General features: G+C 60.2%; 9 protein-coding genes. 4 read left to right on the top strand and 5 right to left on the bottom strand.

The genetic code is table 11. The annotated features are described in order from the left end of the window. Positions 1 to 74: 74 nt before the first annotated feature. From HS122_11215 to HS122_11230, 4 genes are read right to left on the bottom strand one after another with little or no spacing between them, the layout of a single operon-like run. Positions 75 to 1,349, bottom strand: coding sequence for an MFS transporter (locus HS122_11215; protein MBE7538969.1), 1,275 nt, complete (start codon positions 1,347 to 1,349; stop codon positions 75 to 77). Then, the gene (locus tag HS122_11220) at positions 1,346 to 2,071 is read right to left on the bottom strand and encodes a hypothetical protein (GenBank protein ID MBE7538970.1); all 726 of its coding nucleotides are present in this window, start codon (positions 2,069 to 2,071) and stop codon (positions 1,346 to 1,348) included. Before HS122_11220 ends, HS122_11215 begins: the two co-directional genes overlap by 4 nt. After that, entirely contained in the window at positions 2,068 to 3,942 is a 1,875-nt protein-coding gene (locus tag HS122_11225; protein MBE7538971.1) for an FAD-dependent oxidoreductase, read from the bottom strand. The genes HS122_11220 and HS122_11225 overlap by 4 nt, the downstream gene beginning before the upstream one ends. Further along, the gene (locus HS122_11230; GenBank protein MBE7538972.1) at positions 3,942 to 5,090 is read right to left on the bottom strand and encodes a substrate-binding domain-containing protein; all 1,149 of its coding nucleotides are present in this window, start codon (positions 5,088 to 5,090) and stop codon (positions 3,942 to 3,944) included. The genes HS122_11225 and HS122_11230 overlap by 1 nt, the downstream gene beginning before the upstream one ends. Positions 5,091 to 5,237: 147 nt before the next feature. Between HS122_11230 and HS122_11235 the strand changes: the two genes are divergently transcribed. After that, positions 5,238 to 7,589 (top strand): TonB-dependent receptor plug domain-containing protein, encoded by a 2,352-nt coding sequence (locus HS122_11235; GenBank protein ID MBE7538973.1) that lies wholly within the window; start codon positions 5,238 to 5,240, stop codon positions 7,587 to 7,589. A 26-nt stretch (positions 7,590 to 7,615) separates the two neighbouring features. Then, positions 7,616 to 9,151 (top strand): sulfatase, encoded by a 1,536-nt coding sequence (locus HS122_11240; GenBank protein MBE7538974.1) that lies wholly within the window; start codon positions 7,616 to 7,618, stop codon positions 9,149 to 9,151. A gap of 30 nt (positions 9,152 to 9,181) precedes the next feature. On the opposite strand, the gene HS122_11245 is transcribed toward HS122_11240, so the two are convergent. Next, positions 9,182 to 10,297, bottom strand: coding sequence for an IS630 family transposase (locus HS122_11245; protein MBE7538975.1), 1,116 nt, complete (start codon positions 10,295 to 10,297; stop codon positions 9,182 to 9,184). Between the two features lie 63 nt (positions 10,298 to 10,360). Between HS122_11245 and HS122_11250 the strand changes: the two genes are divergently transcribed. Together HS122_11250 and HS122_11255 are read left to right on the top strand one after the other, a co-directional pair. After that, the gene (locus HS122_11250) at positions 10,361 to 11,887 is read left to right on the top strand and encodes a sulfatase (protein ID MBE7538976.1); all 1,527 of its coding nucleotides are present in this window, start codon (positions 10,361 to 10,363) and stop codon (positions 11,885 to 11,887) included. Positions 11,888 to 11,895: 8 nt separating this feature from the next. Further along, the gene (locus tag HS122_11255) at positions 11,896 to 13,194 is read left to right on the top strand and encodes a sulfatase (GenBank protein ID MBE7538977.1); all 1,299 of its coding nucleotides are present in this window, start codon (positions 11,896 to 11,898) and stop codon (positions 13,192 to 13,194) included. Positions 13,195 to 13,209: the final 15 nt, after the last annotated feature.

Below are 13,209 nucleotides of genomic sequence, written 5' to 3' on the forward strand. Positions count from 1 at the left end.
CTCAGCATGGGCTGGTTTCGCACAATAAACATTATGTTTAATAATCAGCCTTCGCACTCCTCCTAGCGACCACCTCATCCGGCTAACTGCGCGCGGGCAATGTCGGGCCGTATACAGAACTTGTAGCCCAGCAACAGCGCCATCCCCGCGATCACAAAGATTCCGGAGATTCCCGCGAAGATAGTGTCCAAGCCTATTTCACGCTTCAGATAACCAGCAATCAGCACACCTCCGCTCCCAGCAGCGGTTGAGACTGCGTTCATTATGCCGACACCACTTGCGCGAAATCGGGCCGGCACAATTTCGCATTGCGTTGGGTTGTCATTCGATTGGCCCACACCTCGGAGGCAGGCAAACATCCCCATGCACAAAGCTAGCACAGGCGGATTGGGGCTGCCGACAAAGACCAACAAGAACGGCGCAGCGAGCAGATAAAAGACTCCATAGAGCAGGAGTCGCTTGTGAGTTTCCCGACCCGCAAAACGATCGGATATCCATCCTCCAGCAGCGTTTCCCAACATGACCGAAAGTTGAAGGATGAACGCGCCGGCGAAGCCTGCTACCGTCAGGCTGACAGAATACTTTTCCCGAAAGTACAGTGGCAGCCAGCCAAAGAACACCCACATGCCAAAACCGGACAGCATGGATTCCAGGAGCAGGACATGGTACGTCCGCACACGAGCAAGGTACTTGACCGCTGTCAGGAATGTAACTTTTGCCGCAACAACTCCCGGGGGTGCCACATGAAATCCCTTCGCGGGAATCAGGAATTTCCTTCCTGAAAGCGCAAGCAGCAACCCTCCGATGCCCAGCATCCAGAATCCGGCCCGCCAGCCTAGATTCTGCGCCATGAAACCCGCGAAGGTTCCGCCTATCACCAGTCCAAAATTAATTCCGATGGTCAGCAAACTCATTGCCCTTCCTCGCGTTTCTGACGCATGAAAGTCGGCGATCAGCGCGACGGCTGCCGGCAGGAAAAGAGATTCTGTGATTCCCAGTGCGAACCGAAGCGCCAGAAGCACCGGCAGTCCTCCGGCCAGCCCGGTCAATGCAGTCACCCCGCTCCATGTTAGAATACTCCACATCACAAGTCGTGGCCGGGAGATCCGGTCTGCGAGCAGTCCCGCAAATGGGGAACCCAGCGCGTAGCTCGCCAGGAAGAGCGAATTGATCAGGCCAAGATCAACATCCGACAGCCCAAATTCGATCCTGAGCGATGCAAGAACCGCGGATATTGCGGCGCGATCACCAAAATTCAAGCTTGCGGCGACTGCAAGGAATCCGGCGAGTCTCCAGCGATAGACCCGCTCGGCGGCGGCCTGCGAGCGATCCGACTCGTCAATGGTCATCTCAGATCGCCGGAATAGCCGGCGAGCGTTTGATAGTGCGCTCGCAGCATGCCATCACGCAAAGGCAGCATCAGAATGAGTTGGTGTCGAATTCGAACAAGCTGGTCGGCCAGCTCAAGCGAACACGGCGCGCCTTTCGGTATCTTGGCAATCTCTCCGCAAATCCTGGCAAGCAATGATTCTTCCGTAATCGCGGCCAGCTTGTCCCGGGACCGTTGAATTGCCTCCCTGTTCGCCGGGTTACGCGGCAGTCCGCCAAGAGACTTTGCAAGGACAATCTCCACTTGGTCCGACAGGGATGCGGGATCAACGTCTTTCCGGCCCGCACGAGCCTGCACTATGGCCTCGGTGATGAGCCCCGTCACGTTTCGGTCTCCGGGCGTCATCTGCAGTCCTTGGATTTGGCGCGCGGCATCGAGCGCGCGACTGTCGTCCGAAAAATGCAGGGCCAGGTGAACCTGCATTCCGAGCAGGAGCTTCAATCCGGACGCATCGTGCGCCGGAGTCACCTTCAACCGCTGCTCGACGGATGTCATCAGGTCCCGCGCCCACGGCGCGAAGGCGGATTCATTGAAGGCAATTTCGAGGCCGGAGTTGGGCAGGATGCCCGGCGAGAGATCCGTCCCGCGCCCGGCAGACACAGCGCCCACTGCGGCTGCAAGCCACAAAATGGCACTGCGTGTCCGTGGGAACGCGGGAGAGCGACGAGATGGAGTTTTCATGGTGAATTCAGCGGCTGGCGTCTCTGTGATTCATCTGCTGCAGATGTCCAGCGTGCGAACCAGCGCTCACAGACTTCCCCCCGCGTGCGGTATCCGCCGGAATCTGCAAGCATGTCCTGCTCGGCGACGCCAAGCCGGCGCCAATGTTTTGCGGTGTCATGATCCAGCGGATCGTTACCTCGCGCGTCGAATCCCCGGAAAAAACCATGCACGGCTGCAATCTGAACCGCAAGAAGCCACGATTCCCTGCTCGCCATGTCGCAATCATTGAAGAATGAAATCATCACACCGTGTTGCACGAGTGTCCGCTGCAGAAGAGGAATCGAAACGTTCGCGGGCGCACATCGTTGCCGCGCAGCGAGGACGATCGTCCAGGCTGCGGATTCGGCCAGATGCATAAGTGTGGGTGTCTGCCGTATTGTTCCCCACCCCACATGGGTGGCTGACACCGTGCTCGCGACGAGGAGGTTGTTGATCCGCGGTGGAAGCAGGATTCCGAAAGAAACTTGACCAGGTCGGGAAACTTCCATCTGGAAGAACTGACCGTCGCAAAGCGCGCCTTTTCCCGGAAGTCTCATCGTGGTGCATGCCAGCGAATCGAGGGAGAACTCGGTGATAGCAATCGAGTCCGCATGCACCGGTGGTCGCTCCGCTCCGGGAGCCGCCAAAGCGTCATGTTCGCTGAAAACTGCGCGCCCGACAAGCCGTCTTGCCTCTCGAATGTACAATTGAGGGGGGAGATTGTTGTGTTCAACAAATTCATCGCGGGCGAGGCCCCACCTCCCTGCTTCGCGTCGAATGGCCGCGGGCACTTCGGAATCGTTCTGGAGAAACCACATCAGCCCCAGGGCATGGGATCGGTGCTCCTCCTCAATCGCACGACGGCCGCTTGCATCAGCGTGCGCGTAGTGTTTCCCCCCGCCAGTGAGATTTGTCGCATTCCAGCTTCTTTTCCGGTTGGGCAGCGCGTGGCCATGGAACAGGTGGTCCTTTCTTGCCATCTCCTCCAGCGAATAAATGAGGAACCGGTGGTGAAACGGCAGCGGAAGCCGCTCCTTGAGTTCCGGCGGCAGAAGTATGGGGGCGAAGCGCGCACGGTCGTAGCCACGGGGGGGCGCATCGGAGACTTCGCGATTGACGGGCTCATCCGTCAGACACAGTCGGTAACTGTAGCTCTGCACGTTGTCATCACCCTCGCCGGAGCTTTCCGGCAGGGGTGACGTCGTTGTTGCTCCGGCCGTGACGACATTCAATGCTCCCACGGTGGCGGCACTTGGAAACGATCCGTTGATCCAGCGCGTGAACAGACGGCCAGCGGATGGCTCTTGGCATTCGCTCCTGCTTTCCCTTCCCAGTCGGTATTTCACACCAAGCGCCGCCATGAGATCGCCTTCGTAGCTGGCTTCAACGAAGGAACGAGCCTCGACTTGCAGTCGCTCGCCGCCCTCCTCCCGCACGAATGACGCCATGCGCACGCATCCAACGCGCTCCTCCGCGCTTTCAAGCCGGTATCCGGCCCACCAGCGGACACGGGGTTCCGACTCAATCCACTCCCGGAGGACGCGTTCCGCGACATGGGGCTCAAAGGTTATCATCATTCCGGTCTGGCACGTACGCAGTTGTTCGGAATTTTGCCCGTAGCTATCACGATAGTGACCAACAATCCGTTCAATGAACTCCTGAAGCAGCGGCGCGCGGACTCCGCGATAGTGTGTTTCCACTGCACCCAGTGAAGGTAGCGTGCCACCCAGGAAGAGCGTGGGTGTGACCAGGTCCACGGTCAACCCCTCCCTCGCGCATCGCACTGCCGCGACGATTCCCGGGGCAGTACCGCCGTACACGACCACGTCAGTCTTGCGGCGGGTCGTCATTATCTGGAATGCCTCGCCGGCCCGGGTCCGACGGTTTCACCCTGCACGTATTCGGGAACAAGCTGAACCGCGCCTCCCTGGCCTCGCCCCCCGCTCATCACTCTCTGCACCGCCTGAAACAGCCTGCGGGCGAGCAGTTCGATGTTTACCCGGTAATGGGCCGGCGCCGGACAGAGGAAATGAAGGAAGGGGTCGTCACCCCGGCTCATCAGCGAAACTTCCTCTGGAATCCTCCAGCCCAGCGCGCTGAGGTGCGTCGCCACGGTCGCGTAGTGATGCGTGCGCGACACGATGAATGCCGTGGGGGGAGGCCGCATGCCCATGAGCCGGTCTATCTGGCGGCGAAGAGCCGTTACATCGTCGTCCGGGCGGGAGATCACCATCGCGTCCGCGGCCTCCGCCTTCTGCTTGTCCGCGCGAGATTCCGGGTTCCCCGGGCGCCTGCGGAGCCCTTCATGGAATCCCGCCATGCTCTCCTGGTCGCCCGCCCGGTCTGAGTCGAAGTTCACGAGGACGATTCGCCTGTGCCCCCTTGCGAACAGTTGGGCCGCCGCATGCCGCACCGTGGCGCGGTAGTCGATGCCGACGCACGGCAGGTCAACGCCGGGATACCGGTTGCCGTAAAGCACCGCGGGGGTTCGCGAGGCGTTGAGCCACTCCTGAAGCCTGCGATCCGCCATGATAGCCACCCAGCACGCATCCGGACGTCCGCGCAGAATCCGCGGCATCACGAGTCTCGGGTGGGTGCGCGCAAAGCGCCTGCCTTCGAACGTTTCAACATGCAGCCCCGCTTCGGCGCTCAGACCACGGAGGATGTCCACAGTCTGGATCACATGCGGCGGCATGGAGTAGATGCGCTCCGGGCATACGATGCCGAGTTCGCCGCCCCGAACTGCCCTGGCAGCCCGCCTGACCCTGCCCGGCCGCCGGATCGCATATCCGTTTCTTGGGGAAACCTCCAGTTCTTGGGCAGCGACGAGTTGCGTAAGCGCTGCGCGAAGAGTCGGGCGGCTGATGTTCAGCACTCGTGCGAGCGTGCGTTCGCCGGGCAGATGATCCCTCCACCGACCCGCGGTTATCTCGCGACGAAGGAGGGTGGCGACCCGGTCGGGGAGAAATTCTCGCGAGGGCGGAGCAATCGGCTTCATGCGTCACGCCCCAGATTGGAGAGTTTGTGTTACCAGGCGAGATTGGGGTTCTGGTCAATCCAACTGACCAGCAATCGCGAATTTACCGACCGTGCCATCCAGCTATGCTCCGCCTGCCAGTCAGCCGCCTGCCGCACCCCAGTCCCCATGAGAATCCTACACACTTCATTGGCTGTCCTCCTCCCTCTCCTTCTGTCCGGCGGACCCGCAATGCATGCACAGGCCACCTCGACGTCCTCCTCCACGCCAGCGCAGCAGGAGCCCGAACCAATTCAACTCTCGGTCTTCGAGGTTACTTCGCAGACCGAACGCGGCTATGCAACAACCTCCTCTCTCTCGGGTTCGCGGGTCGCCGTTCCGGTCGTGGAGCTTCCCGCATCCGTGATCACGCTGAATCAGAAGCTCATCCAGGACACCGTTGCGATGACCAGCGACGAGGTGCTCAGCCTCGTGTCGGGGATATCCGTTGCGGCACGAACGACCAGCCAGAACCTGTTCTCCATGCGTGGATACACGGTTGCCAGCGCGCAGCGCGATGGGTTCCCCGACAGGATCATCACAGCTGCAGGCGGATTCGACTTTTCGTACATCGAGCGGATCGAGGTTGTGAAGGGACCCTCGGGAGTCCTGTACGGCACCCATAGTCCCGGCGGCATCGTGAATTTCGTGAGCAAGCGACCGCTTGCCCGTCCGCGCACATTCGTCAGCGCCACGATCGGATCGTATGACACCTGGCGGGGCGAGTTGGATCATTCGGGCTTTCTGGATGGTGCCCGCAAGTTCGGTTATCGGCTGGCGACTGCATTCTCAGACACGGCCGGTCCGATGCGTTTCCATGCGGAGCCTGACGGCGGGTATCAGGCGTACAACCCGAGTTTCTCCTATCACTTCAACAACGGCCTGCAGGTCTGGGCATGGGCCGCTGTTGTGCGCGACCGGATCAACCGACTGGCCCGCACCGTCCACGGGTTTGCCGAAGGTCCAGGTCACGGACGCGCGCTGCTCCGTGAGGCGGATCTTCCGGGAAACAACATCTTCAACAATCTGGTTCACCTGGAGTCGGACAACTTCGAGGTCGGGGCCATCAAGACGATCTCCCTCAATGGTCTCGAGGTGGACGTCCGTGCCATTGCCCGCCAGTATGATCTCAACAGCGATCCTAGCAGAATACGGGGCATCGGCCCGGGAACGGACGTGTTCCTTGACGCGAGCAATCAGGTCATAGGAATGGATTCGCGCAACGTGAGCTACAGCGATGCCGCCGGACGCCTTGCGAGCGTGGCGCGGCGCCAGGTGCGTTTCGACTCGCGGCTCAACTCAACCGATGGACGGGATTTCGCCCTCGACATAAATTTCCGATTTAGACTGGGGCCGACAAACCATCAGTTCCTTCTCTACGGGTCTTACGGCACGTCTGACGACCATTCGAAGGATGATGCCTACGACGTCACCAGCAATGCCATACTCACCTCGCTTGGCGCGAGTAAGTCGGGTAACATTCTCTACTTCATTGTCCGGCCTTCGCCCACCTTCAAACCGACCCCTCAGCAGATCCTTGACGTCGCCAATGTGCGCACGGTCCGGAACACCGTCGTCCGTGAGGACAAGTCCAGCGCCTTCGGTTTCATGGAGAGAATGTCGTTTCTTCGTGATCGAATTTTTCTGGTCGCTGGAATGCGGCGAAGCGAAATCGAAACCACGACTGCGCAGATCGTCGGCAACCAGACGCAGGATGCCGAGAACACCCGCGACAAGACCTGGACCGGAAGTTACGCCGCACTTGCAAAGGTCTACCAGGGAGGGCCCGGAACGGCCTCCCTCTTTTACAACAACAACGAGACATTCACTCCGGAATTCTCGATCGACCGGCGGCTTGCAACCTTTGGAAAGCGGTTTCCCAACCGCATCGCGTCCACTGACGAATTTGGCCTCAAGCTCGACATGTTCCGCTCCCGGGCGGTCGCAACAATCTCATGGTTCGACAACGAGGAGAACAACGGCCTGCTGACATTCAACGACGAAACCGGCGCCATCACCGGGATTCCAATCAGCAGTTATCAGGCTCCCGCCGGCGTTCGCACAACGAAGGGATGGGAGATGGATTTGAACGTGAACCCGCTGCCTGGCCTTGAGATGTTGATTTCCTACGGCAAGGTTGATCCTAAGCTGGAAAATGGCACCAAAGCCTCATCCATCGCGTTCGACACACTTTCCCTTCTCGCCCGGTATGAGTTTTCCCGAAACGTCCTGCGGGGCCTGTCAGGCACTTGGATCTACCAGCAATGGGGCGATAGCATGCTCAATACGCGCACTGGCTGGCGGCTGCCCGGCGGCGAGATACACACCGCCGTTGTTGGATACGGCAGAGGACGATGGATCCTTCGTCTCAGGATTGAAAATGTTTTCGACAACATATCCACCCTGCCAAGCGAGAATGAGACAGCGATCGGCGTGACACGCCATCGAAACTATCGACTCGGGCTGACTTTCAGCTATTGATGCATGCCACGGCGCGCCACCTTCAAATGCCGACGGTTTCCCATTTCGCAATCCTGCGCCTGATCCTTGCGTTTTCCGTCATGTTCACGCTCCTGGAGCCTGCGGCAGCACTGGCGGAAGAGCGACGGCCCAATATTCTCCTGATTACGGCCGACGATCTCAATTGGAACTCGCTTGGCGCCTTCGGCTGCCCCGTTCGCGAAACAACTCCGCACCTCGATCGTCTTGCGGAGTCTGGAATTCGCTTTGCGAAGGCGCACGTCACCATCGCCCTTTGCGCTCCCAGTCGCGGCGTCATGATGACGGGACGATATCCCCACGCATCTGGAGCGACAGGATTTGGTCCCATGCCGGCAAACGTGGCTACTGTACCCGAAATTCTGACAGATGCCGGATACCTTTGCGGCATCATCGACAAGGTCGGTCACCTCAATCCCGCCGCGAAATACCGGTGGTCGGCGACTTACAGCGACACGGGCAACGGCCGAAATCCATCGCGCTTCGGCAAGTTTGCCGCAGAATTCATTTCGCGGGCGCGGGAGGCGGGCCGACCGTTCTTCCTGATGGCGAACTCACGTGATCCGCACCGCCCTTTCGCAGGAAGCAGGCAGGAACGGCAGTACATCGACGCCCCGCGAAACAATGACGAACGCAATTGGGCCAGTCCGAAAGCTGTCGCCCTCATGTCGCTTCCGTCGCGGACATACACACCGGATGAAGTGGTGGTCCCGGGATTTCTGCCCGACGTCCCTGACATCCGGGAGGAGGTGGCTGACTACTACAATTCGGTTCGGCGCTGTGACGACACCGTGGGAGCGTTGCTGAAGGCCCTGGACGATTCGGGCATGAGGGATCAAACGCTGGTGGTTTTTCTCTCTGACAATGGCATGCCCTTTCCATTCGCCAAGTTCAGTTGCTATCCAAACGGCACGCACACGCCTCTGATCGTCCGCTGGCCGGGCTCGGTCGGACCGCAGCAGACCAACGATGAGATGATCGCTGGAGTCGACCTTGCACCAACGCTGCTGGAGGCAGCCGGCATCACGCCTCCCGCTGAAATGGACGGCCGGTCGTTTCTGCCGCTGCTCAAGGGAGAGCGGCAGTCGCGCCGCGATCGCGTCTTCACGGCATTCTACTCGACGCTGCTTCGTGAAATGGTGCCGACCCGCGCGGTCCAGACTCGTCGATACGTCTATATTTTCAATCGCTGGGCGGACGGGGCCACGCAGTGCCAGAATGAATTTTACAAGGGCCCCGCGTTGCCCGCCATGATTGCCTCAGCTCGCACCGATCCTGCAGTCGCCCAACGGGTGATTCACTTTCTCTTTCGGGCTCCGGAAGAGCTTTACGACGTAGATCGTGACCCCGACTCACTGCACAACTTGGCGGATAGTCTTGAACACCGGGAAACGCTTGAACTCCTCCGTCGCGATCTGGAGGAGTGGATGCGGCGGACCAATGATCCGGTCCTGCCGGATTTTCGTGCAATGCTCGCGGGACGCCTTCCACCGATGGGGGGACCGCCTGATCCCGGTGCCGGCAGGACTTCGTCAAGCCACTAGTGTTCTGTCGCGGAAATGACTATACATATATCATGCGGCCTTCTTGCGCGGCTTTCGCCGGGTGCAACCGGGCTGGATGGCCTCGAGCCGGCGACGACAGCGTTCGATCCTGGCAAGGATGTCCTCCGCCTTGGCGGTCCAAACAAATGGCGTGGGCTCCTGGTTCCATTGCTCGATGAAGCGGGTGATCGAGTTGATCAGATCGGGAACACTGGAGAAGCTGCCGCGACGCACCGCCTTGCCGGTGAGTTCGGCAAACCAGCGCTCCACCAGATTGAGCCAGCTCGAACTGGTGGGAATGAAGTGCAGTTTGAAGCGTGGACGCCGGGCGAGCCAGCGCTGCACCCGCTCGTGTTTGTGGGTGCCGTAATTGTCGACGATAAGATGGAGCTCGTCCGCCTCGGCATATTCCGCGTCGATTTGTCGCAGGAACTTCAGGAACTCGATGTGCCGGTGGCGCGGGAAGCAGTGGCCGCTGATCTTGCCGGCGGCCACGTTCAATGCGGCAAACAGCGTGGTCGTGCCATGGCGCACGTAGTCGTGCGTCCAGGTGCCGCAGCGACCGCGCTTCAGCGGCAGGCCTGGTTGCGTGCGATCCAGCGCCTGAATCTGGCTTTTCTCGTCCACGCAGAGCACCACCGCGTTTTGCGGTGGGTTGAGGTAAACGCCCACCACATCGAGCAGTTTGGGCACAAACTGTGGATCGCGGGAGAGTTTGAACGTCTCCTGTCGGTGCGGCTGCAACCCATGCTCCTGCCAGATACGCGCGACTGTGCTCGCATGCACGCCCTGCGCCTTCGCCAGGGTTCGCGCGCTCCAGTGCGTCCGCCCCGGCGGCTTCGTGTGCAGCGTCGCTTCGACGATCCTTTTCGCCAGCCCTCGGCGCGGCTTGCGCCCGCGGCCATTCGCCACGTCCCACAATCCTTGCGGACCTGCGGACACAAAGCGCTGGCGCCACAGCCGGCAGGTGTGCCGGTTCACCTCCAGCTCCTCCGCAATCGTGGCATCGTCCAGCCCTTCGGCCTTGCGCAAAATGATCCGGCAGCGCTTCACCACCTGCTGGGGCGTACCGTGCGCGCCCACCCAGCGCTCCAAAACGCCACGTTGGTCTGCCGTGACCGTCAGAATCGTCGGTTTCCTGCTCATGCTTGCAGGTTGAACGATAACGACTTTTAAGTCTAGTCATTTCAGCAACAGAACACTAGCACCATGACGCTTTTTTTCAAGCGAACAGCGCTTTCGATTCTCAGCCTCTGTGCGCTGTCTGCTGCCGCAGCCCACCTGCTCGCCTCGACTGATACCGCGCCCGCCACCGCGCGCCCAAACGTCCTCTTTGTCATCATCGACGATCACGGTGCAAATCTTCACGATGTGTTCCAGCGCTCCCAAGTGCACACACCAAACCTGCAACGGCTCGCCCGGCGAAGCACCTGGTTCACGCACGCCTATGTCGATGCTCCGGCATGCGGCCCCTCGCGCACGGCGTTCCTGACAGGGATGCACGCGTTTCGATCCGGCGTCTACTACAACGAACAGGCCTACAGACGAACCAAGGCACCGGTGTCACGGGTGACGACGCTTCCCGGCCAGTTCCTGGCCAATGGATATCTCACCGCCGGCTACGGCAAGATCGCTCACAACAGGTTTTTGGAGGACGATGTCGGCGACTATACGCCCGGTTACTACAAGATGCTCAACCGGCCGGCAGACGTCACATACACCGACAAGGCGCTGCTGCGGGAGGTCATCCCAGGAACACTGGTCAAGGCTTGGGTTGACAATTGGTCGTGGGGCGTCCTGCCGGATGATTGGGATCGCGCAGACTCCACGAAGCTGCAGCAGGACACGGAAGAAGCCAACCGAGTCATCGCCCTGCTGGGCCGGAAGAATGCTGCACCGTTTTTTGTCGCTCTTGGTTTCTGGAAACCGCATGTCTCGTGGACTGTCGCCCAGCGCTATTTCGACAAATATCCCCTCGACGCCATTGAGCTTCCGGCAGGATACCTCGAGAACGATCTTGACGATGTGCCAATGCCAGCTCGCTGGCTCGCCCTGCACAGAGGTGAGCATGAATTCATCCTGAGCCACGGCCTCTGGAAGAAGTGCCTGCAGGCCTACTATGCCTCCATCTCTTACGTGGATGAGCAGATCGGCCGGGTGCTCGATGCCCTTGATCGGAGCGCGTATCGCGACAACACCATCGTGGTCTTTCTTTCGGACAACGGCTGGCACAGCGGCGAAAAGAACCACTGGTCAAAGTTCTATCTCTCCGAGCTGGCCTGCCGCGTCGCTCTTTCCATTCATGTCCCGGGTCGCCCCGCCCAGGTTTGCGACACGCCTGTGAGCGCGCTGGACCTGTACCCCACGCTTCTCAGCCTTGCCGGTCTTCCGCGGCCTAAGACACACAGGCTCGACGGAGTTGACCTGTCGTCGCTCCTTGCAGATGGCAGCCGTGAGCGGGGCAGTCCGGTGCTGTCGACATTCGGGCCTGGCTGCCACTCGGTGCGAAATGCTCGCTATCGCTATACGCGATACCGCAACGGTGACGAAGAACTTTACGATCACAGCAACGATCCCAATGAATGGCACAATCTTGCCGCTGACAAGAGCCTGGCCGCGATCAGGCGCGCTCTCGCCGATTGGATACCTGACAAGGATGCTCCGGAAATTGAGTTCGACGTTCCTCGCGGCTCCAAGCAGGCGATGAACGTGTGGTCCGAGGAGGCCTTTCGATGATTCGGAGCATGCTTTTCTCCGCATTGCTGCTCGCTGTCGCATCGCACAAGGTCGCGGCGGCTATTCCACAGGATATTCTTTTCATTCAAGCCGACGACCTCGGCTGGAGCGACCTTGGCTGCTATGGGAACGCTCATGTCCGCACGCCGGCGATAGATCATCTGGCGGCAACTGGCATGCGCTTCACTCAGGCGTATGCGGGAGCTCCGGTATGCACGCCCTCCAGGGCCGCCACGATCACCGGATTGCATGCCGCGCGACTGCATTGCACGGGGCAGGCTTCCTATCGTGGAGACGACTCCCCGAGCCGAGTGTTCGCATCCCTAGACTTCAAGACCCACTTTCCAGCAGGCACTCCGACACTGGCACGCACTTTGCACGCCAGTGGCTACGATACCATCATTCTCGGCAAGTGGGGGTTCGACGACAACCCGACGGACCACGGGTTCTCAGAGATTTTTTCCGGCCCGGATCGAGTGTTGATGGAGCGCACCGTGGAGCTCCTGTCCCACACGGCACAACGACCTCGCCTCATCTACCTCAATTTTTCCCGGCCGCACATCCCTTTGCGACCCGATCCAGCCTTGCTCGCAAAATATGAGAATGCAGCGGACAACGTCAGCCGGCGTGAAAGCAATCCAGCCTACGCCGCGGTCATTGAAGAAATCGATGGCGATGTTGGGCGGATTCTGGATGCCTTGGATCGCAAATCCGCCGCAGCGCGCACTTTGGTCATCTTCACTTCGGACAATGGTGGATACCTTGGCACGGAAGAAGAAACCATCACGTCCAATGCGCCGTTGCGGGAAGGAAAGGCCAGCCTCTACGAAGGAGGAGTGCGCGTACCTCTGATCATGCGGTTTCCGGGAATGATAGCACCGGGGTCGTTGTGCACTGCGCCGGTTCATGCAGTGGAGTGGCACGCAACAATTGCTGAACTCGCTGGCCTCGGGATTCCGCCAGGGCTCGACGGAGGGAGTTTTGCCGGACTTCTCCAAGGGGGCGATCACGGCACCCGTCCAGCAATGTTCTGGCACTTTCCCCACTACCGGCGCACGCGCCCGGGAATCGCCGGGAGTCCTTCCTCCTCCATGCGCGAGGGAGATTGGAAACTGATGCATTTTTACGAGGACGATCATGTCGAGTTGTACGATCTCGCCTCCGATCCATCCGAAACCCATGACCTCGCGTCTCGTTTTCCGATGCGGGCGGCTGCGCTCCGCGCGCGCCTAGACTCCTGGCGAACTCAGGTGGGTGCGCAACCCCCGGTGCGCAAGTCGCGAGGGACGCTGCCCATGGACCGGTAGATCCGGTCGTTTCCG

It is taken from the genome of Opitutaceae bacterium (assembly GCA_015075305.1).
Lineage (GTDB): Bacteria > Verrucomicrobiota > Verrucomicrobiia > Opitutales > Opitutaceae > UBA6669.